The organism is Microbacterium sp. GXS0129, from assembly GCF_044769785.1.
Taxonomy (GTDB): Bacteria; Actinomycetota; Actinomycetes; order Actinomycetales; family Microbacteriaceae; genus Microbacterium; species Microbacterium nymphoidis.
Genome location: NZ_JBIZVZ010000003.1, coordinates 37,858 through 58,855, shown reverse-complemented (window position 1 = coordinate 58,855; position 20,998 = coordinate 37,858). Strand labels below are relative to the sequence as shown.

Below are 20,998 nucleotides of genomic sequence, written 5' to 3'. Positions count from 1 at the left end.
CGGCAGCTGTCCCCGCGGTGTGGCCTTGTGGGGAGGGCTCCCGCGGGTCTCGGCATCGCCGGCGTGCGCTCAGCGGCTGCGGCGGAACCAGCGCCGTGGGGGATCGGCCGGTGGCGGTGCATCGACGATGCGCTGCGCGCGCCGTTGCCGCCATGAATCGACCTCGGCGTCGGCATCCCGCAGCGGCGTCACCACCGGCGGCCCGCCGAGAAGCTGAAGCCGGGCGTGCTTCACGCGACGGTTGAAGTCCTCGACCGCCTCACGGACGTCAGCCTCGCGGGTGAAAGCGTCCATCCGCTGTTCGAACTCGCGGTCCTCCACCCGCAGGGTCAGGGCGGCGGGGCCGAGCCCGCGCAGGTCCTCGGCCTGGATCTTGCGGCGGATCCACCAGTCCGGATCGTGCGTGGTTCCCAGATCCTCGATCGGCTTGCCCGCGCCCGGCAGATCGTCGAACGCGCCCTCGCGGATCGCCCGCTGGATCGCGGATTCCACGTAGGCCGCACGGTCGGCCGACGTCCAGGTGCGCGCCGTCTCGGCACGCGGCTCGCTCGCCGGCGTCGCGGGCCCACGGCCGTCGGAGTCCGTCCCCTGCTCCGTCGTCTCGGCGTGCGCCGCGCGATACTCCGCCGCGGCTTCTCGGGGATCGATGGTCATCGTCGTACCTCCTCTCGTTACGCGCGTTCCCGGCACTCCCGCGAGACTTCCGTCTGTGGGCGAGAATCACCGCAACGCGCCGATCCTCGCCCACCGGCGGACGTCTCACTCATGATTCGACCGGGCCGAGGAGTGCGGCAGCGGCTGTGGCGTGCGCGGACTCCGGGTCGGACGGATGGAACATCCCGGCCAGCACGTCGCGGTAGAGGCGGGAGAGCTCGTTGCGGGTGAAGAAGCTGGATCCGCCGGCGACGAGCATCGCGTTGTCGACCACGTCCTTGGCCATGACCACGGCCCGATGCTTCACGCCGGAGAGCATCGCGAACCAGCGCGCACCGTTGTCGGCGAGCTCATCGACATCACGAGCGATCGCGGCGATCTGCGGTGGCAGGGCATCGTAGGCGAGAGCCATGTCGGCGATGCGCCAGCGGATGTCGGGGTCCTGGGCGTAGGACCTGCCGGTCTTCTTCGAGCGGCGCTTTCCCGCGGTTTCCACCGCGAGTTCGATCGCTCGACGGGCGATGCCGGTGTAGACGGACGCCAGCAGCACCTCGAACACGCTGAAGATGCCGAACACGATCGGATCCGGGTGGGGGCCGGGCGCGACGATGCGCGCCACGCGGTCGGCGGGGGAGATCGCGCCGTGCAGCTCGGTGGTGCGCGACTGCGAGCCGCGCATTCCGAGCGTGTCCCAGTCGTCGCGGGTGACGACCTCCTCCGAACGCGGTACGAACGCGTAGACGAGCTTCGGGTTCTCGGGATCGGAGGCGTCGAGACCGTGCAGGCCCAGCTGGTCCCAGACCGGGCCGAGCGAGGTGAAGATCTTGGTGCCCGTGAAGGCGTATCCGCCGTCCGGCTGCGGAACGGCCATGGTGTCGGATCCGAACAGCACCAGGTCGTTGCCCGCCTCACTGATGCCGAAGGCGAACACCTCACCGCGGGCGGCCCCCTCCTGCACGAAAGACAGCGCGTCGATGCCGCGATCCCGCATCACGCGGGCGACACCCGTCCAGACCAGATGCATGTTGATCGACAGCGCGGTCGCGGGCGCAGCACCGGCGAGCCGCTGCTGCAACACGGCGGCCTGCTCCAGCGTGAGTCCCGCGCCACCGCGATCGGCGGGAACCAGGATCCGCAGGTAACCGGCCTCCCGCAGCTCATCCAGGTCCTGCTGCGGGAACACGTTGTCCGCGTCCACCTGCGCGGCGCGGGATCTGATGCGCTCCAGGAGATCGTCGGGAAGATAGTGGGCCGGATCGAACACGCTCATACGTCCATTCTGTCCCCGTCCCCCGTGTGCTCGCGGGGGCTTGCCTCGCGTTCCTCGCGCTCACCAGGCTTCTCTCCAGGCGCAGGAGAAGCCTGGTGAGCGCGACGAAACCGGCTTCACAGGAGCGATGACACCGGCTTCACACGAGCGCCGGGTCCACCGCGATGACGAGCTTGCCACGCACATGGCCGTCACGCAGTCGCTTGACGGCAGCCGCCGTCTCCTCGATCGGATAGGTCCCGGCGATCTCCAGACGCAGTGTGCCGTCGGCGATGCGTCGCTGGATGTCGGCCAGGGCGTCGGGACGTGCGTTGCCGCCGCCGGTGGCGATCACGCCCTCGGGAAGCGTCGCGCCGTTGGCCGCGATGGACGTGATGCGCTCGGGGGAGACGCCGAGAGCGAGCGCGGCATCCACCGTCTCCGTTCCCTGGAGGTCCGTGGCGGCGGTCACCGGGCGATCCGTCGCGGCGCGAACCCGCTCGGCGAGCCCGGCGCCGTAGGCGACGGGGATGGCACCCAGCTCGCGCAGGAAATCATGGTTGGACTCGGAAGCGGTGGCGATCACCTGCGCTCCGGTTGCGACGGCGAGCTGGACGGCGATGACGCCGACTCCTCCCGCCGCGCCACCGATCAGCACAGTGTCCGACGCCGTGAGCTCGAGCGCGTCCACCGCAGCCGCGGCGGTGCGACCGGCGATGTCGAGTGTCGCAGCGTCGCGCAACGAGACACCGCCCGGCACCGCGACGAGCTTCGTCGCGGGAACGACGACGAACTCCGCGATGGCGTGTCCGCGCGCCGCACCGAGCACGCGATCACCGACGCTCCACCTCTCGACGCCGTCGCCGAGGGCGTCCACCACACCGGCGAAGTCGTTACCGTACCCGCCGGGGACCGTGACGCGGAAGGCCTCGGCCAGCGCGGGATAGGCCGCCAGCTTCCAGTCCACCGGGTTCAGCCCCGCGGCGGCGACGCGCACCCGCACCTCGCCGGGGCCGGGAACCGGCACCTCCGCCTCCACGATCTCGATGTTCTCCGGTCCGCCGAACGCGGTCTGCCACACGGTGCGATTGCTCATGCAGCCGCCAACACGAGAGCGGTCCAGCGCTATTCCCCCGTGTCGGCGGAAGTCCCGATCACGGACGGGAGGACGGCGAGTCTCCCATCGAGCGTCAGGAGACCGTCTGGATCGGCGCCGTGTCGGGGATCGGTGCGGCATCGCGGTGCCGCAGGTCCGGGAAGCCTCGGACGAACACGGTGGAGACCACCGTTCCCACCAGCGCGAGCCCCGCCGCCGCGATGTACGCGCCGGCGGGTCCGATGCCATCGATGAGGAAGCCGGCGAGTGCGGAACCCGCAGCGCCTCCGATGAGCTGGCCCGTGGCCACCCACCCGAAGGCCTCGGCGGTGTCGCTGAACTTCACGCTGGCGGTGGTCATCGCGAACAGCACCGCCAGAGCGGGGGCGACGCCGATGCCGGCGAGGGTGAGAGCGGTGCCGATGGCCCACGGCTCGCCCGCCCACTCGGGATTCACGAAGAACGGGATGACGGCGAGGCCCACGGTGACGATGAGGAGGCGTCGTGCCATCGCCCAGCGGCTGATCGGGATGGCGCCGGAGATGAGTCCGCCCGCCAGCGAGCCCACCGAGAACACCGCCAGCACGAGGCCGGCTTCCACACCGCCGTGGCCGAACGTGGCGATCACGCCGGCCTCCACGGCCGCGCAGGCGCCGATGAGGAGGAAGCCCACCACGGTGGCCAGCAGCACCGCGGGCTTGCCGAGCACCTTGCCGAAGCTGCGCCGGCTCTGCGGGATGCGGACGCGGCCCACTTCCGGCAGCACGAGGAACCAGGTGCCGCCGCCCACCAGGATGGCGACGATCGTGAGGAGCCCGACGATCGTATTGATCTGGGTGCTGACCAGGGTGATCAGCACCGGAGCGATGATCCAGATGATCTCCTGCAGCGAAGCGTCCAGGGAGAAGAGCGGGGTGAGCTGTCGGGAGTTCACCATCTTGGGGTAGATGGTGCGCACGGCGGACTGGATCGGGGGAGTGGCGAGGCCGGCGATGAAGCCCAGCACCATGTAGATGAAGACGATGGGCGGGAATACGCCGCCGTCACCGCGCACGACAGTCTCCGGTACCACGAGATGAAGCGTGGTGATCGCGACGAGCGCGGCGGCGCAGACGGCGATCATGGCCCCGATGACGGGGCGGCTTCCCCAGCGGCCCATCCAGCGGCTCGCGACCGGCCCCGCGATGGCCTGCCCCACCGAGGTGGCGGCCAGGACGAGACCCGCGGCCGCGTAGTAGCCGGTGATCTGCTCCACGTGCATGAGGATGGCCAGACTCGTCATCCCGTTGGGGAAGCGCGCGACGAGCTGAGCGATGATGATGCGCGCTACGCCTGGCGTGCGCAGCAGATCCTTGTACCCGGCCACGAGAGTCCAGATTACCGTTCGGCGACCCGGCTCAGGAGGGGATCCGGCGTGGCGTCCGGCGCGTCGATCACGACACGCCGCGACACGCCGAGATCGGGTCTGTCCACCGGATTGCGATGTCGGAGGCCCGGCGTAGCGTGCAGCCTGTGGAAGGACGAGGCCGTGACGTCCGACACCCCGGCTTTCCCGCGGGTTTCAGGCCCTCAGATTCGTCCCTCGGTTGTGGATGAAATCGTGGACAACCTGTGTTGAACCCTGTGGAGGACGGTGGATAACTACACGAATGTAACTACTACCTCTTGTGGTCACTTCCAATGTCGACACCTATATGTAGTATTGGAGCTCCGGCACTGGTTGCCGGCCACACACCAAGATCATCAGAGGGGAAAGACGGTCAAAATGTCTGTAACGGTCTACACGAAGCCCTCCTGCGTCCAGTGCAACGCGACCTACCGCGCACTCGACTCCAAGGGCATCGAGTACGAAGTCCTCGATGTCACGCAGGACGCTGACGCTCTCGAGCAGGTCAAGGCTCTGGGGTACATGCAGGCGCCGGTCGTGATCACGGAGGGCGACCACTGGTCGGGCTTCCGTCCCGACAAGATCGACGAGCTCGCCGCCCGCCTCGCCTGATCGGATCGGCGCATGTCGGTCCTGCTGGCTCCGCAGGCGCCGGGTCTCGGCACGACGCCTTCCCACCCCGCGGCGGATGCACCGCTGCTGGTCTACTTCTCGAGCGTGTCCGGCAACACGGCCCGCTTCATCGAGAAGCTGGGCATGCGTGCCGTGCGGATCCCGCTGTACCGAGCCGACGAGCCGCTCGTCATCGAAGAACCCTACGTGCTCGTCACCCCCACCTATGGCGGAGGTGACGGGCACGGCGCGGTCCCCAAGCAGGTGATCCGCTTCCTCAACGACGCGCGCAATCGCTCTCTGATCCGCGGTGTCATCGCCGCGGGCAACACGAACTTCGGTGAGGCCTACTGCCTCGCCGGCGACATCATCTCCCGCAAGTGCCACGTGCCGCATTTGTATCGAGTGGAACTCTTCGGCACGCCAGATGACGTGGCTCAGGTGAGCAACGGATTGGAACGATGGTGGAAGCAGCAGTGACCGAGGTCAGCGACTTCAAGGCGAACCCCGCGTACGAGGGTATGGACTACCACTCGCTGAACGCGATGCTCAACCTCTACGACGCGAACGGCAAGATCCAGTTCGACGCCGATCGCCGCGCCGCGCGCGAGTACTTCCTGCAGCACGTCAACCAGAACACCGTGTTCTTCCACTCGCTCAAGGAGCGCCTGGACTACCTGGTGGAGAAGGAGTACTACGAGCCGGCCGTGCTCGAGAAGTACTCCCTCGATTTCATCCAGAAGCTCAACGACCGCGCCTACGCCGCCAAGTTCCGCTTCGAGACCTTCCTCGGCGCGTTCAAGTACTACACGAGCTACACGCTGAAGACCTTCGACGGCAAGCGCTACCTGGAGCGCTTCGAGGACCGCGTCGTGATGAGCGCACTCGCACTGGCCGACGGCGACCAGAAGGTCGCCGAGCAGATCGTCGACGAGATCATCTCGGGCCGCTTCCAGCCGGCCACTCCGACGTTCCTCAACGCGGGCAAGGCGCAGCGCGGCGAGCTCGTCAGCTGCTTCCTGCTGCGCATCGAAGACAACATGGAGTCCATCTCCCGCGGCATCAACTCCGCGCTGCAGCTCTCCAAGCGCGGCGGCGGCGTGGCGCTGCTGCTGTCGAACATCCGCGAGTCGGGTGCTCCCATCAAGCAGATCGAGAACCAGTCCTCCGGCATCATCCCCGTGATGAAGCTCCTCGAAGACTCCTTCAGCTACGCGAACCAGCTCGGTGCACGTCAGGGTGCCGGCGCCGTCTACCTGTCGGCGCACCACCCCGACATCATGAAGTTCCTCGACACCAAGCGCGAGAACGCCGACGAGAAGATCCGCATCAAGACGCTCTCGCTGGGTGTCGTGGTGCCCGACATCACCTTCGAGCTCGCCAAGAAGGGCGAGGACATGTACCTGTTCTCGCCGTATGACGTCGAGCGCGTGTACGGCGTTCCGTTCGGTGACATCTCGGTGACCGAGAAGTACCACGAGATGGTCGACGACCCGCGCATCAAGAAGACGAAGATCAACGCGCGCGAGTTCTTCCAGACCCTCGCGGAGATCCAGTTCGAGTCGGGCTACCCGTACATCATGTTCGAGGACACGGTGAACAAGGCCAACCCGATCAAGGGCCGGATCAACATGAGCAACCTCTGCTCCGAGATCCTGCAGGTCAACACCCCGACGACCTACAACACCGACCTGTCGTACGACGTGATCGGCAAGGACATCTCCTGCAACCTGGGATCGATGAACATCGCTCTCGCGATGGACGGCAAGAACCTGGCCGGCACCGTGGAAACCGCCATCCGTGCGCTGACCGCGGTGTCCAACCAGAGCCACATCGCCTCGGTCCGCTCGGTGGAGGACGGCAACGACCGCTCGCACGCGATCGGTCTCGGCCAGATGAACCTGCACGGCTTCCTGGCTCGTGAGCACGTGTACTACGGCTCGCCGGAGTCGATCGAGTTCACCGACGTGTACTTCGCCACGGTCCTGTTCCACGCGCTGACCGCGTCGAACAAGATCGCCATCGAGCGCGGCGAGCACTTCGACGGTTTCGAGGACTCCACGTACGCGTCGGGCACGTTCTTCGACCAGTACCTGGAGAACGACTTCCTGCCCACCAGCGAGAAGGTCGCGTCCCTGTTCGAGGGACACCAGCTCCCCACCCGCGCGGACTGGGCAGCGCTGAAGGAGTCCGTGCAGAAGCACGGCATCTACAACCAGAACCTGCAGGCTGTCCCGCCGACGGGATCGATCTCCTACATCAACAACTCGACCAGCTCGATCCACCCGATCGCGTCGAAGATCGAGATCCGCAAGGAAGGCAAGCTCGGCCGCGTCTACTACCCGGCGCCGTTCATGACGAACGACAACCTGGACTACTACCAGGACGCGTACGAGATCGGCTACGAGAAGGTCATCGACGTGTACGCGGCAGCCACCCGCCACGTGGACCAGGGACTGTCGCTGACGCTGTTCTTCAAGGACACCGCCACCACCCGTGACATCAACCGTGCCCAGATCTACGCGTGGAAGAAGGGGATCAAGACGATCTACTACATCCGCCTGCGTCAGATGGCACTCGAGGGCACCGAGGTCGAGGGCTGCGTCAGCTGCATGCTGTGACGCCCCTCACCACCGCCCATCACCCCTGAATCACCCAGAGAAGAAGAGATGACTCCCGAGAAGCTCAAGCTGGCCTCCACGGTCCAGGCCATCAACTGGAACCGTATCGAGGACGAGAAGGACGTCGAGGTGTGGAACCGCCTCGTCAACAACTTCTGGCTGCCCGAGAAGGTGCCGCTGTCCAACGACATCCAGTCGTGGAACACGCTCACCCCGGAAGAGCAGCTGCTCACCATGCGCGTGTTCACCGGTCTCACCCTGCTGGACACCATCCAGGGCACGGTAGGCGCGGTCTCGCTGATCCCCGACGCCATCACCCCGCACGAGGAAGCGGTGTACACCAACATCGCGTTCATGGAGTCGGTGCACGCGAAGAGCTACTCGTCCATCTTCTCGACGCTGGCGTCGACGAAGGAGATCGATGAGGCCTTCCGGTGGTCCACGGAGAACCCGAACCTTCAGAAGAAGGCTCAGATCATCATGGACTACTACCAGGGCGATGACCCGCTCAAGCGCAAGGTGGCCTCCACCCTGCTGGAGTCGTTCCTGTTCTACTCGGGCTTCTACCTGCCGATCTACTGGTCGTCCAAGGCGAAGCTCACCAACACGGCCGACCTCATCCGCCTCATCATCCGTGACGAGGCCGTGCACGGCTATTACATCGGCTACAAGTTCCAGAAGGGTCTCGAGAAGGAGACCGAGGAGCGTCGTCAGGAGCTGAAGGACTACACCTTCAACCTGCTGTTCGAGCTCTACGACAACGAGGTGCAGTACACGCAGGATCTCTACGACGGCGTCGGCCTGACCGAGGACGTGAAGAAGTTCCTGCACTACAACGCCAACAAGGCGCTGATGAACCTCGGCTATGAGCCGATGTTCCCCTCCACGGTCACCAACGTGAACCCGGCGATCCTGTCGGCCCTGTCGCCGAACGCGGACGAGAACCACGACTTCTTCAGCGGTTCGGGCTCGTCCTATGTCATCGGCAAGGCCGTCGCTACGGAAGACGACGACTGGGACTTCTGAGTCACACCGAGATGAGTGTCAGTCAGGGGGAGCCGCCATATGCGGTTCCCCCTGAGCTGCTCACCCCGGGCGAGAAGTTCCCCCTCCCGGTGGCCTGGGGAACCGGGGCCGTCGCGGCTGCGCTGGGCGCCGTCTCGGTGTGGTGCACCGTGTCCGGTTCCCTGATCTGGGCAACCGTGAGCGCGGTGCTGTTCGGTGTGGTGGCCGTGCTGGCTTTCGCATTCGATCTCGGCGACGCGGCGGCGCGCCCCCCACAGCTGCTCAACGCAGTGGTCCTCGGGCGCGCCACCGTTGCGCCCGCCGATGACTGGGTGCACTTCTATCGCGAGCAGACCATGCACGTCTGGGTGCGCGTGTGGATGGTGCTCAGCGGCATCGGCACCGCAGCGCTGCTCGTCTTCGCGATGATCGCCGTGCTCGCGACGCCGGGTGGCGTGTGGTGGTTGTTCCTCTTCGTTCCGCTCCTGATCGTGTGTGCGGTCGCGGGGACATATGCGCTCCTGCAGAACCTGCTCGACGCCAAGAACACGTCCTTTGGCAGGATCCCGGTGGGTCTCACGCTCGGCAGGAGCGGCATCACCCGGCACCTGGTCGCGGGTGCGCACTTCGTCCGCTGGGAAGACGTCACGGCTGTCGACGTCGCGCCGCATGCGCGCATCCGGATCTGTCGCGGTGCGGGTGAATCTCTCGAGTTCACGGCCGGGATGATGCAAGAGCGAGCCGGCCTGATCTACAACGCCATCCGCCTGTACGCCGAGCATCCGCATCTGCGCGCGGAGCTCAGCACGACCGAGGCGCAGCGGCGCTTCGAGGCTTGGCACTCCTCCGGCTGACGCTCCTTTCGCGCGTCGAGCGCTGAGGCCTAGGGTCGAAGCATGCCGATCACCTTCGAATCCGTCATGCTGCGCAGTCCCGAACCCGAGCGCGCCGCTGCGTTCTGGTCCGCGCTGCTGCACCGGGAGACCCGCGAGGACACCGAGGGCATCCTCCTTCCCGGATCCGCCACGCAGGCGGGCCTCCGATTCGCGTCGGGTCGCGCTCACTCGGCTCTCAAGAATCGGGTGCACCTTCACCTGAGCCGCGCGGAGCGGACACAGCAGCAGACGATCGCTGCCGCCGAGCGCGCCGGAGGGCGACTGCTCGGCAGCGGGAACATTCCGGCGGGCAGCTACGCCGTGATGGCGGATCCCGCCGGAGACGAGTTCTGCGTGATCGAGGACGAGAACTCCTACCTGGCGGGCTGTGGCCCGCTCGGTGAGGTGACCTGCGAGGGCACACGCGCCTCCGGGCTGTTCTGGTCCGCCGTGCTCGGATGGCCGCTGGTCTGGGACGAGGGGGAGGAGACGGCGATCCAGTCCCCGGAGGGCGGGACGAAGCTCGCCTGGAGCGGAGACGCCGTGGATCCTGCGCGCGATCCGTCTCGTCAGGCCTTCGTTCTCGTCTGCGCATCACCGGAGCTGGCCACCGAGCTGGCGCGTGTGGAAGCGCTCGGCGCCCGGGTCGTCGACAGCTCCTCGGCCACGACCACCGTCCTGGAGGATCCGGAGGGCGTCGAGTTCCTGCTGCGCTCGGCGTGAGGAGGCGCCCGCGCTCGACGATTCCGGAGCGTCCCCGACGCTCGGGTATCGTCGGCAGTGATGATCGGAGGCGGACATGGCGCGAACCCGGCTCCTGGTGAGCGCATGCCTCGCCGGTGAGGCATGCCGCTACGACTGCCGTGCGAAGCCCGATGCCGCTGCGGTTGCGGCCGTGCGCGCGGGGGAAGCGATCGCGCTGTGCGCGGAGCAGCTCGGTGGGTTGCCGACGCCACGACCCGCTGCCGAGATCGTGGGCGGCGATGGCCACGACGTCCTCGCCGGCACGGCGGCCGTCGTCACGATCGAGGGGGAGGACTGCACCGACGCCTTCGTGCGCGGCGCGCACATCGTCGCCGAACGTGCGGTTGCTGCCGGGGTGACCCGTGCGGTGCTCCAGGCACGCAGCCCCTCGTGCGGGGCGGGCACCATCTACGACGGGACGCACGCTGGCAAGCTCGTGCCCGGGGATGGGGTACTGGCCGCGCTGTTGCGTTCGCGGGGGATCGCGGTGACGTCTGTGCGCGGGACCAGCCCGGAGAGCAGCGCGTCCGCGCCCGTGTGATCCAGGTCTGATCCGAGCCGCTCCGTACTGGTGCATTCCCGGCAAGTCGCCGAGAAGGCGCCGCTGATCCGCCGCGAAGCACCCTGACGGGTGCACAATGCGCCGAAATCATGCTCTACGCTCAGGCCATGGAGTTCGACTTACCCCTGTCCCCAGATCTCATCGCCGTCTTCCTGGCCCTGTTTCTGCTCGAGGTGGTGCTCGGTGTCGACAATGTGATCTTCATCTCCATCCTCGCGGGCAAGCTGCCGCAACATCAGCAGGCACGGGCGCGCAAGCTCGGTCTCACCCTCGCCATGCTGATGCGCATCGTGCTCATCTTCTTCGCGGGCTGGATCATCACGCTCACCAACGATCTGTTCCACATCGGCACCCTCGGCTTCTCCGTGAAGGACCTGATCCTGATCGCGGGTGGACTCTTCCTGCTGTTCAAAGCGGTGCAGGAGATCCATCACAAGCTGGAGGGCGATGACACCGAGGTCCACGGACCCGGCGTCGTGGCGACCACCTTCGGCGCCGTCATCGTCCAGATCCTCGCGCTCGACCTGGTGTTCTCGCTGGACTCGGTCATCACCGCCGTCGGGATGACCGCGAACATGATCGTCATCATCGCCGCGGTGCTCATCTCGTTCACGATCATGCTGTTCGCGTCCGGCGCCATCTTCGCGTTCGTGAACCGTCATCCCACGGTGAAGATGCTGGCTCTGTCGTTCCTCCTGCTGATCGCGGTGTTCCTGATCGCCGAGGGATTCGGCATCAAGATCGACAAGGCGCTGATCTACGGTCCGATGGCCTTCGCCATCCTGGTGGAGACGCTGAACCTCGCCGCGCGAGCCCGTTCCGACAAGCGCCGGGCGGCGAGGGCCGAACACGGGGATGACGCCGGTGGACGCTCCAGCCTGGAGGCGGCGCCGGACGGCGCCACCTCCTGACCGAGTCGCTGAGGCGACCGCCCGCGCCGGCGTGGCTCGGGCGGTCGCCTCTTACCGTCTGCGCGGGTGTCCATCCGGTGAGGGCGCCGGCTCATCGGCGACCACGTAGTTGTACAGGTCGTTGTTGCGCGTGTCGGTCATCGCGCCACGCAGGAACACCGGCAGCATCGCATCGCGCAGCCATCGCGTGAGCCGGGTGCGCGGAACGCGCTTGTTGCGGTTGATGGACGCCGCGTACGCGACGACCTTCTCGGCGCGCGGCTGACGACGCTGCTGGTAGCGCACGAACGCATCCGGGAACCCACCCGTGCGGAGGCACTGCGCGAGGGTCGCGGCGTCCTCGAGGGCCAATGAGGCTCCCTGCCCCGCGCTCGGCGACGTGGCGTGGACGGCATCGCCGAGTGCCACCACCCGGCCACGGTGCCAGGAGGGCACGTGCGTCAGCTCGTAGACGCCGTATGCGCCGACCGCTCCGACGACGCCGTCGAGGATTTGCGGCACGGGGTACGGGTCGTTTCGATGGGCATCGCGCAATTCGGCCAGGATCTCGTCGCGCGGCCAGGTGCGCAGCGCTTCGCGGTCGATCTCCTCGTGCGTGGGGTTGGCGAACCAGTACACGGTGCCGTCCTCGCGTACGAGGTATCCGAAGAAGCCGTGCTCGCCGAACACCATCGTCTGCGCGTCCGGGGTGGGCTGCAGCCCCTCCACCCGCGCGAACCCGCCGACGCTGAGGAGTCCCGCACAGCGTGGCTCCGGGGCGTGCGGATCGATCCAGCGCCGCGTCACCGAGCCGACGCCATCGCAGCCGATGAGGATGTCGCCCACAGCGGAGGTGCCGTCGGCGAAGTGCGCCGTCACGGCATCGGGGCCCTCCTCAATGCGCTCGAGGCGAGCGCCCCATCGCGTCGGGATCTGGGCGGCTTCGGCGGCCTCACGCAGCACGAGATTCAGCCACTCGCGCCGCACGACCGCGCTTCCGCGTTCGGGCTCGCCGGCGGGGCCGTTGGGCACGGTGGCCAGGAGCTGTCCTCTCGCGCCGCGCATGTGCATGTACGGGCAGTGATGGGCATCGCTCAGCAGTCGTTCGCGTACGCCGAGTGTCTCCAGCACCGCCAGACCGTTCGTCGCGACGTTGAGGAACAGGCCACCGAACGCGTCCGGCTCGCGTCGTGATTCGAACAGCTCGACCTCCCATCCGTCGCGCTGGAGGAACAGCGCCATGGCGGGCCCCACCACGCCGCCGCCGATGATGAGTGCCTTCGGCATGATCGCCCTTCGATAGAGTGAACTGAGCAGAAGAGAGTCTCGTTCGCAGAGTCTCTCGGATTTAGAGAGAATAGCAGACGATGAATGACGATGCCCGTCGTGCCGACGCGATTGTGCGTCAGGCGGAAGCCATGCGTGACTTCCAGGCGCGATCGGTGGTGTTCCAGGATGCCGTGGCGCGTTCTGTCGGACTCAACGGCACCGATGTGCAGGCGGTCGGCCTCCTTCTCGGCGAGGGACCCGCGACGCCCGGTGAGCTGGCGGCGCGCACCGGGCTGACATCCGGCGGTGCGGTGACGGCGATGATCGACCGGCTTGAGCGGGCGGGGTATGTGACCCGCTCGCGGGATGAGTCGGATCGACGCCGGGTCATCGTTGCGGCTGATGCCGACGCGCTGATGGCCGACCTCGGTCCGGTATACGCGCGAGTGTCGGAGCTCTGGGGGGAGTACCTTGACACGCTGAGCGTGGAGCAGGTGGAGTTCGCCGCCGCGTTGTTGCAGGCCGCGGCCGATGTGAACCGCCGCGCCGTGGAGGAGATCCGGCGCGGCTGACTCGCGCCGCCGGCACTGGCTACCCTCGTGTCATGGACATGCAGACGGTCACCCTGCTCGTATCGCTCGCCGCACTCGCCATCTCGCTGCTCGCGCTGACGACTGCGGCCCGGGCGTCCCGGCGCCGCGACGACAGTGCGAGCCGGACGCTTCCGAGTGGCGCTGTGCTCAACCCGGGAGTGAGTAGCGCACCCCCGGCGGTCCATTCGGCACCCTCCGTCGGGGCTGCGACGAGCGATAGCACATTCGAAGTGCCGGCTGACGTCGTCGAACTGGTGCGGCGGGGGGAGAAGATCCAGGCGATCAAGGCGTTGCGTGATGCGCATCCGGGCCTCGGTCTCGCTGAGGCCAAGCGCGCCGTGGATGCCCTGTCTCAGCTCTGATCAACAGTTTTCGGGCGGTGATCGTCCCCTGCATTGTGCGCGTTGCACAATGCAGGGGATTCGATGGGGGAAGCGGGAGACATGTCGCACGAACTCGTGCACAATTACCGGAAGCTCCCCGCGCGAAACCTTTGGGCGACCCACCCGGAGGGGAAGATCCGAGAGGTTCTGGGTGAGGGGTGCGCGGAAACTCCCCTACTCCGAGAACCCGAGGAATCATGAAGAAACTCACCAAGGCCGCTATCGCGGCCGCCGCCGGCACGGCGCTGCTGCTGGGCGCCGGCGGAACGCTCGCCTCCTGGAACGCATCGGTCAACGCGGGCGGGGCCACCATCACCGCCGGTGACCTCGCCTTCGTCGAAACGGCCCCCACCGGCACCTGGCAGGTCAAGAAGAACGCGGCCGCGACCGCGGTGGCCATTGCGGACATCAGCACGTTCCGGGCCGTCCCCGGCGACATCCTCATCTATACGTCCACCGCGACCGTGCGTGCCCGAGGCGACAACCTCAGCTTCACGGTGGGCCTCACCCCCGGCTCGATCACCGGTGCGACGGCATCGGCCGCTGATACCGCGCTCGCGGCGACCCTCTCCGGTGCGGTGACCTATGCAGTCTCCAGCACCGCCCCCGGCGTGACAGTGACGAACAACTCGTTCACGATCACGAACGTCGGCGCGGCCGAGAAGACCTACCCGGTCACCGTGACCGCCACCATCACCTGGCCGTTCGGCACATCGGGTTCCGACAACGCGAACAAGACCGGCGCAGTGAACCTGTCGCAGTTCGCCGTCCTCGTCAACCAGGTCGCAGCCTCCTGATCGGACGCGGGTGCCGCCGACGCAATGCGGCGGCACCCGGGCAGCGCAGATGACGACCGCTGAGCACACCAACACCACGGCCGTCCCCGCCCGGGGCGTGTCGCGACGCAGCGAGCGCGCTCGACGCGCGGTCGCTGCTCGCCGCGCCCGCAGGCGCTCCGCCGGTGTGCTCACCGCATTCGTCGGCGCGGGTGTCGTGCTCGGACTCGCCGGTGTCGGCGGCACGTATTCCTTCCTCACCGCGCAGATCACCGCACCGGCGAGCGTGGTGAAGGCGGGATCGCTGAGCCTCACCGTGGACGGCGCACAGAGCGCCGCACTGGCGGCCCTCCAGCTCGCACCGAACGTCTGGCAACTGCGTTCCGTGACCGTCATGAACACCGGGGACGCGCCGGCCGCCCTGACCGCCTCGGCAGCGATCACGAGTGCCGATCCGATCTCGGCCGACGCTGTGGTGCGCCTCACGACGGTGCCCTTCGGCTCCACGTGCGTGGCGGGGGGAGTCGTGCCGACCGCCCCGCTCTCCGGATTCAGCGGCGGGCTGGGATCCCTCGCACCGGGAGAGCGCACCGTGGCCTGCCTCGAGGTCGGGCTCCGCCCGGCGACCCCGCCCGATCGCAGCGGTCAGGCAATCGCCTTCCAGCTGACCATCACCGCACAGCAGCAGGCGGGGTGAATCCATGACCGCTTCGCATCGCCGCTCTCGCACCTGGATCGCCTTCGGTGTGGCGTTGCTCACGGTGCTCTTCACCGGCGTCGCGAGCACGTCGATCGCCTCATGGACGACCGCGGTCCCGGTGACCGGCACCGTCACGACGACGCGCGTCGCGATCACCCAGCAGGGGTTCGGGGCGCTCTCGGCCACCTACCTGAACAGCTCGATCAATCCGCTCGCGGCAGACTTCGAGGGCCCGGGCCTCGCCAGCACGGGTGTGTTCACCGTGACCAACACCGGCGCCGCCGCCGGAGCGGTCACCGTCAGCCTCACGGCGGGAACCGGCGCGCTCGGCACCGTGCTGAACAGGACGGTCTGGCCCGTCAGCCAGTCGGCCGATTGCACGCCCCAGGCCGCCGTCGGCTCCCCGATCTCGACGATCGGGACGACGTGGGCATCGGGCGGCTCCTTCACCACGGGCTCGCTCGGAGCGGGCGCTTCCGCGATCTTCTGCGTGCGATCGTTCGCCGACCGCGCGGCGCTGGCGAATACGAGCGGTACCCAGACCGTGTCGGCGAATCTGTCTGCAACGCTCGCCGCCGCGGGATGGACCACCGCGCCCGCAACCGACACGCTGACTCTGAAGACGGCGGCCGTCTATCCCCTCACGGCGACGATCACCCCCGACAACAGCCAGCTCGGGTGGATGATGCTCCGGCTGGCGAGCGATCCGGCCACCTGTCTCCAGATGGCCAATGACGGGGGCGTCGGAGCTGCGGTCAACCTCGGCCCCTGCCGCGCCGCAGGTCAGACGAAGCCCTACACGCGCTCGATCTGGCAGCTGACGGGGGCCATCGCCAACAACACGGTGCTCACGATGCGTCCCGGAACGGCCACCACCGCCCGTCTGGCCGCCGCCGCGGACGGGAGCGTGAGCCCGGCCGCCGCGAACGCCGTGCTCGGCGCCGGCGGCAGCGCTCAGAACCAGCGCTGGTTCGTGCAGGAGCGACAAGCGCAGCAGTACCAGCTGGTCTCGATGCTCAACGGCAAGTGTCTGGGCATGGTGTCGGGGGCGGGGCGGCTGGTCGACTGCACTGATCCGGCAGTCGTCGTGCTGACCACACCCGAGGCGATCGCACCGAGCGCCGGACTCGGGCTGCTCGGTCTGAACATCTCGGCGATCCTCGACGTCGGTGCGGTCCGGGCGACATCGACGGCGCCGGGCTACAAGGTGCAGATCGCGAACTCCGCGAACCCCACCAGCTGGAACTCCTGCGTTCTGCTCGGACTCGGCCAAGCAGTCGTACAGCCCGGCAGCAGCTCGGTGTCGTGCGTGATGCTGCTCACGGCGGGTCAGGCCAACTACATCCGGGTCACCGATGCCGGCTCGGACAGCGACATCATCATGCAGTTCGTCACGAAACTCACCTGTACGAACCTCATCACCCTCGTCTGCTCGGATCCGACGGTGGATCAGGTGAGGCGATGAGGCCGCATCGCGGACGCCGGCTGGTGCCGGCTGCGGCGATGTCGGCGATGGCGGTCGCGGCGATGCTGGTCATCGCACCGGCGGTCGCGCGCGCGTCCCCGTCATCCGATGCCGGGCCGCTGGAGATCTCCCATGACGGCGTCACTTTCACGGTGGACGGCGACGAGCCGCTGTTCGACGCCATCGACCGCGTCGTTCCCGGGGACCGCCTCGCCGAGAGGCTCTGGGCGCGAAGCGCTGCCCCGACGGAGGGTCGTCTGGGCGTCCAGCTCACCGACGTGACGGCCGATGACCTCGCGCTCTCCCGGGCGATCAGCATCGCAGTGAGCGTGGACGGCGTACCGGTCGGCTCGGTCACCCTCGCCGATGCGGACGGCGGGTGCATGGTGATCGACGACTCGACCCTGCTCCAGCCGGGAGAGACCGCCCGCATCGACGCCGAGCTCACCGTGTCCGCTGCGCTCGGGGGCCCCTCGCTGCCGGGCGGGCAGGACGGGAGCGTGGGCTTCGAAGTGCGTCTGACTCTCACTGACTCCGCCATGCCCGAAAGCGGACCGGGCCCGTGTCGCACCGCGCCGACGGCAACGCCCTCCCGCACCGCGCCGACCGGCGTGCCGTCGACATCCCCGGCGGGGCCCGGCACGCTCCCGGCGACCGGTGTCACGTCGTTGGTGCTGGTTGCCGTGGCCGCGCTCGCCGCGACGGTGGCCGGCGCAGCCATGCACCGTAGCCGGAGGACGCGATGACGGATACCGTGCCGAGCTCTCGCCGCGAACGCCGAGCGCGGCGCACCGAGAGCGCCGAGCGAGGGCTGCTGTCCTCCCTCGGCAGCGCGGTGATGGCGGTCGTGCTGGTCATGATCCTGGCGATCGCGGCAGCCGCCATCGTCGTCCCCGCGGTGACCGGATCCACGGCCCTCACGGTGCTCACCTCGTCGATGGAGCCGAACCTGCCGCCCGGCACCCTGATCGTCGTCCGTCCGACGCCGGCCGAAGAGATCCACCCCGGCGACATCGTGACGTATCAGTTGCGCAGCAACGAGCCCGAGGTGATCACCCATCGGGTGATCCAGCGCACGGCGCTCGCGGACGGCCAGCTGGTGTTCATCACCCAGGGTGATGCCAACCCCGTGCCCGACGACGCCCCCGTGCAGGAGGTGCAGATCCGCGGCACGCTCTGGTACGCGGTGCCGTATCTGGGGTGGATCAGCGTCTGGCTTACCGGGCCGTGGAAGGCGTGGGCGATCCCGCTGGCGGCGTTCCTCCTCTTCGGCTACGCCGCCCTGCTCGTGGTGTCCCACCTGCGGGACAAACGTCGTTCGTAGCGCGCGATTTGTCCCTCACTCCCGGCAATTCGGTCGTTTCGCGCGCTATGAAACGGCCTCGCCGACCAGGCGACGAGACAGGACCGTGGCGCCGGCGACGGCCGTGGGCAGCACGAGGATCGGCGCGAGCGGGATCAGCATCAGCAGCTGGGTGGCGGCACCGAAACCCCACACCCGTGCGCGGTCGCGCCGGCGCACCTCGCGGCGCTGGCTCCGATCGAGCCCGCGATGCGTGAGCGCGCGTGAGGTGAGCTCATCGGCGAGAACCCGGCCGGTGAGGAGGACGCCGACGACGGGGCCGAGCACGGCGCCCACCACGGGGATCAGCCCCACTGCGGCCGCGACCAGGGAAGCGAGGACCCCCTTCAGCACCAGCACGACCCCGTCGGCGATGCTGCGCCCGATGCCGTAGGGACGATCGGGCGCCTCGCCGCCGCCGCTGATCTCCACAGCCCGCCACACGCGCTCGTAGAAGGGATCCCCGAGCGCGAGCGTGAGCGCGACGAACACCACGCTGGCCAGCAGAGCCGTTCCCACCAGGACAGCCAGGGTCGCGGCGACGCGGACGATGCTCGACCAGATCGCGGGCCAGGAGTCGAGGAACGGCGTCCAGTCGTCGATGAACGCCGGAACCGTCAGCGCCACAGCGATCCACGCACCCAGCAGGATGGCTCCCGCGATCACGGCGGGCACCAGCGCCAGTGCCATCACCTTCGGCTCACGGCGCCACCAGATCGCGGCGCGGAACAGGTCGAGGGCACCCTGGATGAAACGCTGCATGCCCACACCCTACGGGGCGCGGCGTCGCGGCGTACCGGCTACGGGCGGATGAGGGCGGTAGCGTTGACCACGGAGAGGATGGCAATGAAGAGGATCACCGTGGGCGCGGGCGCCGGGCCGAACATCGTCGCAGGAATGATGCGCATCGCCGAGATGCCGGACGACGCGGTTCGCGAGCTGGTGGGCACCGCACGCGATGCCGGGATCGACTTCTTCGATCACGCCGACATCTATGGCGGTTCGCTCCACGCCAGCGAGCGTCGTTTCGCCGAGGCGATGGCTCTCACCTCCTCGGAGCGCGAACAGATCACGCTGCAGACGAAGGCCGGAATCGTTCCCGGTGCGGGCTACGACTTCTCCTACGAGCATCTCGTTGCCTCGGTCGAGGGCTCCTTGCAGGCGCTGCGCACCGACTACATCGACATCCTGCTGCTGCACCGCCCGGACGCGCTGATGGAGCCCAACGAGGTGGCTCGCGCGTTCGATGACCTTTACGACGCCGGCAAGGTGCGTGCGTTCGGCGTCTCCAACCACACGCCGCGTCAGATCGAATACCTCTCGCGGTGGATCCGCCGTCCGATCGTCGCCAACCAGCTCCAGCTCTCGCTACCGCACGCATCGATCATCGCGCAGGGCATCGCGATGAACACGTCCGGCGACCAGGCCGTGGACCGCGACGGCGGGGGAGTGCTCGACTACTGCCGCGACGAGAACATCACGATCCAGGCCTGGTCTCCGATGCAGGGACCGAACGGCGTGTTCCTGGGCTCGACCGCGTACCCCGAGCTGAACGCGGTCATCGATCGCCTCGCGGCGAAGTACGACGTGCCTCCCATCGCCATCGCCACCGGCTGGATCACCCGCCACCCCGCCAACATCCAGGTGGTGATGGGAACCACCAGTCCCCAGCGGATCGCCGACGCCGCCCTCGGATCGGAGATCCCGTTCACGCGCGCGGAGTGGTACGAGCTGTTCACCGCGGCGGGGCACGTGGTGCCATGAGCACCGAACCCGATCGGCGGCAGCGGCGCCCGGAACAGGTGAGTCCGGTGGTGGCGCTGCTGACGCTCTCGTCGGTGTGGGATGCGGAGCTGGGGGCGGCGCTGTCCGATCTCCGCCTGACCACCCGCAAGTACGCGCTGCTCGCTCACATCCACGGTGCGCCGGGGATCTCGTTCAGCGAGCTGGCCCGGCGCAGTCAGATCACCGTGCAGTCCGCGCACACCGCCGTGAAGGCCCTGGTGGCGGACAAGCTGGTGCAGGACGCCACCGCCCACGCGGGAGCGGCCTCCAACCTCCGCTCCACACCGGCGGGCGAGGCCGCGCTGCGCGAGGCGGGGGAACGCGTCGCTGCCCTCGACGCCCGGCTGCACCAGTCGGCGCCCGCTCTGGCGGCGGCGCTGATCACGGCTGACGACGAGCCTCACCTGGCGCGCTGACTCGCAGTCGGTCCACAGCTTGGCGGGCTTCCTTCAGCTAGACTGAAACTACCTTCAGGTGGGCTGAAGGGATGTGACGAAGCAGGTGGAGATGTTCCGCACCCCCCGTTCTCTGTTCCGCGTCCTGGCGATCGCCGAGGCGATCACCTGGACGCTCCTGATCGGCGCCCTGATCGCCCGGGCGACGGGAGCCGATCCGATCGTGGTCACCATCGCGGGTGGCATCCACGGTCTGGTCTTCCTGTCGTACGGCGCGACGGCCATCCTGGTGGCGTTCAACCAGCGCTGGGGCGTGGGTCCCGCCGTGCTCGCCATCGCGAGCGCCGTCATCCCCTACGCCACCATCCCGGTGGAGATCTGGCTCCAGCGCTCCGGGCGTCTGGAGGGGCAGTGGCGACGGGAGGCGACGGATGATCCCCGCGACGCCGCCTGGTACGACCGCTGCATGCGCTTCTTCCTGAATCGGGCCTGGCTGCTCGCCGTGGTCATCGTGGGCGCCATCGTTGCCCTCTACGTGGTGCTGCTGCTCGTGGGCCCTCCGGGTGGGCGGTGACCTCTTCCCGATGCGCGATCG

The 20,998-nt window shown here is 68.1% G+C and carries 24 protein-coding genes; 18 read left to right on the top strand and 6 right to left on the bottom strand.

The genetic code is table 11. The annotated features are described in order from the left end of the window. Window positions 1-69 precede the first annotated feature (69 nt). The 4 genes from ACIQJ5_RS10445 to ACIQJ5_RS10430 all read right to left on the bottom strand — a co-directional run bounded on the left by ACIQJ5_RS10445 (window position 70) and on the right by ACIQJ5_RS10430 (window position 4,365). Window positions 70-654: a DUF1992 domain-containing protein gene (locus ACIQJ5_RS10445; RefSeq protein ID WP_231092258.1), complete on the bottom strand. Its 585-nt coding sequence runs from the start codon at window positions 652-654 to the stop codon at window positions 70-72. 109 nt (window positions 655-763) lie between these two features. Further along, window positions 764-1,924: an acyl-CoA dehydrogenase family protein gene (locus ACIQJ5_RS10440; protein ID WP_231092259.1), complete on the bottom strand. Its 1,161-nt coding sequence runs from the start codon at window positions 1,922-1,924 to the stop codon at window positions 764-766. 139 nt (window positions 1,925-2,063) lie between these two features. Further along, window positions 2,064-2,999 (bottom strand): NADP-dependent oxidoreductase, encoded by a 936-nt coding sequence (locus tag ACIQJ5_RS10435; protein WP_402843543.1) that lies wholly within the window; start codon window positions 2,997-2,999, stop codon window positions 2,064-2,066. A gap of 94 nt (window positions 3,000-3,093) precedes the next feature. Then, window positions 3,094-4,365: an MFS transporter gene (locus ACIQJ5_RS10430; protein ID WP_231092261.1), complete on the bottom strand. Its 1,272-nt coding sequence runs from the start codon at window positions 4,363-4,365 to the stop codon at window positions 3,094-3,096. A gap of 399 nt (window positions 4,366-4,764) precedes the next feature. Here ACIQJ5_RS10430 and nrdH point away from each other — a divergent pair, with 399 nt between their 5' ends. From nrdH to ACIQJ5_RS10390, 8 genes are all read left to right on the top strand, one after another. Next, entirely contained in the window at window positions 4,765-4,998 is a 234-nt protein-coding gene (gene nrdH, locus ACIQJ5_RS10425) for a glutaredoxin-like protein NrdH (protein WP_231092262.1), read from the top strand. A 12-nt stretch (window positions 4,999-5,010) separates the two neighbouring features. After that, a complete protein-coding gene (gene nrdI / locus ACIQJ5_RS10420; RefSeq protein ID WP_231092263.1) occupies window positions 5,011-5,478 on the top strand; it encodes a class Ib ribonucleoside-diphosphate reductase assembly flavoprotein NrdI in 468 nt (155 codons plus the stop codon). Then, complete coding sequence (nrdE, locus tag ACIQJ5_RS10415; protein WP_402843538.1) at window positions 5,460-7,619, top strand: class 1b ribonucleoside-diphosphate reductase subunit alpha; 2,160 nt, start codon at window positions 5,460-5,462, stop codon at window positions 7,617-7,619. Before nrdI ends, nrdE begins: the two co-directional genes overlap by 19 nt. Window positions 7,620-7,667: 48 nt before the next feature. Further along, window positions 7,668-8,645, top strand: coding sequence for a class 1b ribonucleoside-diphosphate reductase subunit beta (gene nrdF / locus ACIQJ5_RS10410; protein WP_231092265.1), 978 nt, complete (start codon window positions 7,668-7,670; stop codon window positions 8,643-8,645). Between the two features lie 11 nt (window positions 8,646-8,656). Continuing rightward, on the top strand, window positions 8,657-9,478 hold the full coding sequence (locus tag ACIQJ5_RS10405; RefSeq protein WP_402843535.1) for a hypothetical protein: 822 nt from the start codon (window positions 8,657-8,659) through the stop codon (window positions 9,476-9,478). A gap of 42 nt (window positions 9,479-9,520) precedes the next feature. Beyond that, complete coding sequence (locus ACIQJ5_RS10400) at window positions 9,521-10,222, top strand: VOC family protein (protein ID WP_402843533.1); 702 nt, start codon at window positions 9,521-9,523, stop codon at window positions 10,220-10,222. A gap of 76 nt (window positions 10,223-10,298) precedes the next feature. Further along, window positions 10,299-10,784, top strand: coding sequence for a DUF523 domain-containing protein (locus ACIQJ5_RS10395; protein WP_231092268.1), 486 nt, complete (start codon window positions 10,299-10,301; stop codon window positions 10,782-10,784). Window positions 10,785-10,912: 128 nt separating this feature from the next. Continuing rightward, window positions 10,913-11,716, top strand: a complete 804-nt coding sequence (locus tag ACIQJ5_RS10390; protein WP_231092269.1) for a TerC family protein — start codon at window positions 10,913-10,915, stop codon at window positions 11,714-11,716. Between the two features lie 51 nt (window positions 11,717-11,767). Here the strand turns inward: ACIQJ5_RS10390 and ACIQJ5_RS10385 are convergent, their stop codons facing one another. After that, window positions 11,768-12,982, bottom strand: a complete 1,215-nt coding sequence (locus ACIQJ5_RS10385; protein WP_402843529.1) for an FAD-dependent oxidoreductase — start codon at window positions 12,980-12,982, stop codon at window positions 11,768-11,770. Between the two features lie 80 nt (window positions 12,983-13,062). On the opposite strand from ACIQJ5_RS10385, the gene ACIQJ5_RS10380 reads away from it, so the two are divergent. The 7 genes from ACIQJ5_RS10380 to ACIQJ5_RS10350 all read left to right on the top strand — a co-directional run bounded on the left by ACIQJ5_RS10380 (window position 13,063) and on the right by ACIQJ5_RS10350 (window position 18,205). Further along, on the top strand, window positions 13,063-13,536 hold the full coding sequence (locus tag ACIQJ5_RS10380; RefSeq protein WP_402843526.1) for a MarR family winged helix-turn-helix transcriptional regulator: 474 nt from the start codon (window positions 13,063-13,065) through the stop codon (window positions 13,534-13,536). A 32-nt stretch (window positions 13,537-13,568) separates the two neighbouring features. After that, window positions 13,569-13,919 carry a hypothetical protein gene (locus tag ACIQJ5_RS10375; protein ID WP_402843523.1) on the top strand — a complete coding sequence of 117 codons (351 nt, stop codon included), beginning with the start codon at window positions 13,569-13,571 and terminating at the stop codon, window positions 13,917-13,919. 218 nt (window positions 13,920-14,137) lie between these two features. Then, window positions 14,138-14,737 (top strand): alternate-type signal peptide domain-containing protein, encoded by a 600-nt coding sequence (locus tag ACIQJ5_RS10370; RefSeq protein WP_231092273.1) that lies wholly within the window; start codon window positions 14,138-14,140, stop codon window positions 14,735-14,737. A gap of 49 nt (window positions 14,738-14,786) precedes the next feature. Next, entirely contained in the window at window positions 14,787-15,413 is a 627-nt protein-coding gene (locus ACIQJ5_RS10365) for a hypothetical protein (RefSeq protein WP_231092274.1), read from the top strand. A gap of 4 nt (window positions 15,414-15,417) precedes the next feature. Next, complete coding sequence (locus ACIQJ5_RS10360) at window positions 15,418-16,881, top strand: hypothetical protein (protein WP_231092275.1); 1,464 nt, start codon at window positions 15,418-15,420, stop codon at window positions 16,879-16,881. Then, window positions 16,878-17,627, top strand: a complete 750-nt coding sequence (locus tag ACIQJ5_RS10355; protein WP_231092276.1) for a hypothetical protein — start codon at window positions 16,878-16,880, stop codon at window positions 17,625-17,627. The genes ACIQJ5_RS10360 and ACIQJ5_RS10355 overlap by 4 nt, the downstream gene beginning before the upstream one ends. Then, on the top strand, window positions 17,624-18,205 hold the full coding sequence (locus tag ACIQJ5_RS10350) for a signal peptidase I (protein WP_231092277.1): 582 nt from the start codon (window positions 17,624-17,626) through the stop codon (window positions 18,203-18,205). The genes ACIQJ5_RS10355 and ACIQJ5_RS10350 overlap by 4 nt, the downstream gene beginning before the upstream one ends. Before the next feature lie 45 nt (window positions 18,206-18,250). Here ACIQJ5_RS10350 and ACIQJ5_RS10345 read toward each other — a convergent pair whose 3' ends face one another. Further along, a complete protein-coding gene (locus ACIQJ5_RS10345) occupies window positions 18,251-18,985 on the bottom strand; it encodes an EI24 domain-containing protein (RefSeq protein WP_231092278.1) in 735 nt (244 codons plus the stop codon). Window positions 18,986-19,069: 84 nt separating this feature from the next. Between ACIQJ5_RS10345 and ACIQJ5_RS10340 the strand changes: the two genes are divergently transcribed. The 3 genes from ACIQJ5_RS10340 (at window position 19,070) to ACIQJ5_RS10330 (ending at window position 20,977) form a co-directional block, all read left to right on the top strand. Further along, window positions 19,070-19,987 carry an aldo/keto reductase family oxidoreductase gene (locus ACIQJ5_RS10340; RefSeq protein ID WP_231092279.1) on the top strand — a complete coding sequence of 306 codons (918 nt, stop codon included), beginning with the start codon at window positions 19,070-19,072 and terminating at the stop codon, window positions 19,985-19,987. After that, the gene (locus ACIQJ5_RS10335) at window positions 19,984-20,424 is read left to right on the top strand and encodes a MarR family winged helix-turn-helix transcriptional regulator (RefSeq protein ID WP_231092280.1); all 441 of its coding nucleotides are present in this window, start codon (window positions 19,984-19,986) and stop codon (window positions 20,422-20,424) included. The genes ACIQJ5_RS10340 and ACIQJ5_RS10335 overlap by 4 nt, the downstream gene beginning before the upstream one ends. A gap of 91 nt (window positions 20,425-20,515) precedes the next feature. After that, a complete protein-coding gene (locus ACIQJ5_RS10330; RefSeq protein WP_231092281.1) occupies window positions 20,516-20,977 on the top strand; it encodes a DUF3817 domain-containing protein in 462 nt (153 codons plus the stop codon). Window positions 20,978-20,998: the final 21 nt, after the last annotated feature.

What these genes read in the sequence shown, in the direction of transcription:
- ACIQJ5_RS10365 (WP_231092274.1), top strand. Translation starts at nt 14,787, where the DNA reads ATGACGACCGCTGAGCACACCAACACCACGGCCGTCCCCGCCCGGGGC.
- ACIQJ5_RS10340 (WP_231092279.1), top strand. Translation starts at nt 19,070, where the DNA reads ATGAAGAGGATCACCGTGGGCGCGGGCGCCGGGCCGAACATCGTCGCA.
- ACIQJ5_RS10385 (WP_402843529.1), bottom strand. Translation starts at nt 12,982, where the DNA reads ATGCCGAAGGCACTCATCATCGGCGGCGGCGTGGTGGGGCCCGCCATG.
- ACIQJ5_RS10375 (WP_402843523.1), top strand. Translation starts at nt 13,569, where the DNA reads ATGGACATGCAGACGGTCACCCTGCTCGTATCGCTCGCCGCACTCGCC.
- ACIQJ5_RS10395 (WP_231092268.1), top strand. Translation starts at nt 10,299, where the DNA reads ATGGCGCGAACCCGGCTCCTGGTGAGCGCATGCCTCGCCGGTGAGGCA.
- ACIQJ5_RS10405 (WP_402843535.1), top strand. Translation starts at nt 8,657, where the DNA reads ATGAGTGTCAGTCAGGGGGAGCCGCCATATGCGGTTCCCCCTGAGCTG.
- ACIQJ5_RS10360 (WP_231092275.1), top strand. Translation starts at nt 15,418, where the DNA reads ATGACCGCTTCGCATCGCCGCTCTCGCACCTGGATCGCCTTCGGTGTG.
- ACIQJ5_RS10380 (WP_402843526.1), top strand. Translation starts at nt 13,063, where the DNA reads ATGAATGACGATGCCCGTCGTGCCGACGCGATTGTGCGTCAGGCGGAA.
- ACIQJ5_RS10330 (WP_231092281.1), top strand. Translation starts at nt 20,516, where the DNA reads ATGTTCCGCACCCCCCGTTCTCTGTTCCGCGTCCTGGCGATCGCCGAG.
- ACIQJ5_RS10370 (WP_231092273.1), top strand. Translation starts at nt 14,138, where the DNA reads ATGAAGAAACTCACCAAGGCCGCTATCGCGGCCGCCGCCGGCACGGCG.
- nrdI (WP_231092263.1), top strand. Translation starts at nt 5,011, where the DNA reads ATGTCGGTCCTGCTGGCTCCGCAGGCGCCGGGTCTCGGCACGACGCCT.
- nrdF (WP_231092265.1), top strand. Translation starts at nt 7,668, where the DNA reads ATGACTCCCGAGAAGCTCAAGCTGGCCTCCACGGTCCAGGCCATCAAC.
- ACIQJ5_RS10435 (WP_402843543.1), bottom strand. Translation starts at nt 2,999, where the DNA reads ATGAGCAATCGCACCGTGTGGCAGACCGCGTTCGGCGGACCGGAGAAC.
- ACIQJ5_RS10355 (WP_231092276.1), top strand. Translation starts at nt 16,878, where the DNA reads ATGAGGCCGCATCGCGGACGCCGGCTGGTGCCGGCTGCGGCGATGTCG.
- nrdE (WP_402843538.1), top strand. Translation starts at nt 5,460, where the DNA reads ATGGTGGAAGCAGCAGTGACCGAGGTCAGCGACTTCAAGGCGAACCCC.
- ACIQJ5_RS10345 (WP_231092278.1), bottom strand. Translation starts at nt 18,985, where the DNA reads ATGCAGCGTTTCATCCAGGGTGCCCTCGACCTGTTCCGCGCCGCGATC.
- ACIQJ5_RS10350 (WP_231092277.1), top strand. Translation starts at nt 17,624, where the DNA reads ATGACGGATACCGTGCCGAGCTCTCGCCGCGAACGCCGAGCGCGGCGC.
- ACIQJ5_RS10445 (WP_231092258.1), bottom strand. Translation starts at nt 654, where the DNA reads ATGACCATCGATCCCCGAGAAGCCGCGGCGGAGTATCGCGCGGCGCAC.
- ACIQJ5_RS10400 (WP_402843533.1), top strand. Translation starts at nt 9,521, where the DNA reads ATGCCGATCACCTTCGAATCCGTCATGCTGCGCAGTCCCGAACCCGAG.
- ACIQJ5_RS10335 (WP_231092280.1), top strand. Translation starts at nt 19,984, where the DNA reads ATGAGCACCGAACCCGATCGGCGGCAGCGGCGCCCGGAACAGGTGAGT.
- nrdH (WP_231092262.1), top strand. Translation starts at nt 4,765, where the DNA reads ATGTCTGTAACGGTCTACACGAAGCCCTCCTGCGTCCAGTGCAACGCG.
- ACIQJ5_RS10440 (WP_231092259.1), bottom strand. Translation starts at nt 1,924, where the DNA reads ATGAGCGTGTTCGATCCGGCCCACTATCTTCCCGACGATCTCCTGGAG.
- ACIQJ5_RS10390 (WP_231092269.1), top strand. Translation starts at nt 10,913, where the DNA reads ATGGAGTTCGACTTACCCCTGTCCCCAGATCTCATCGCCGTCTTCCTG.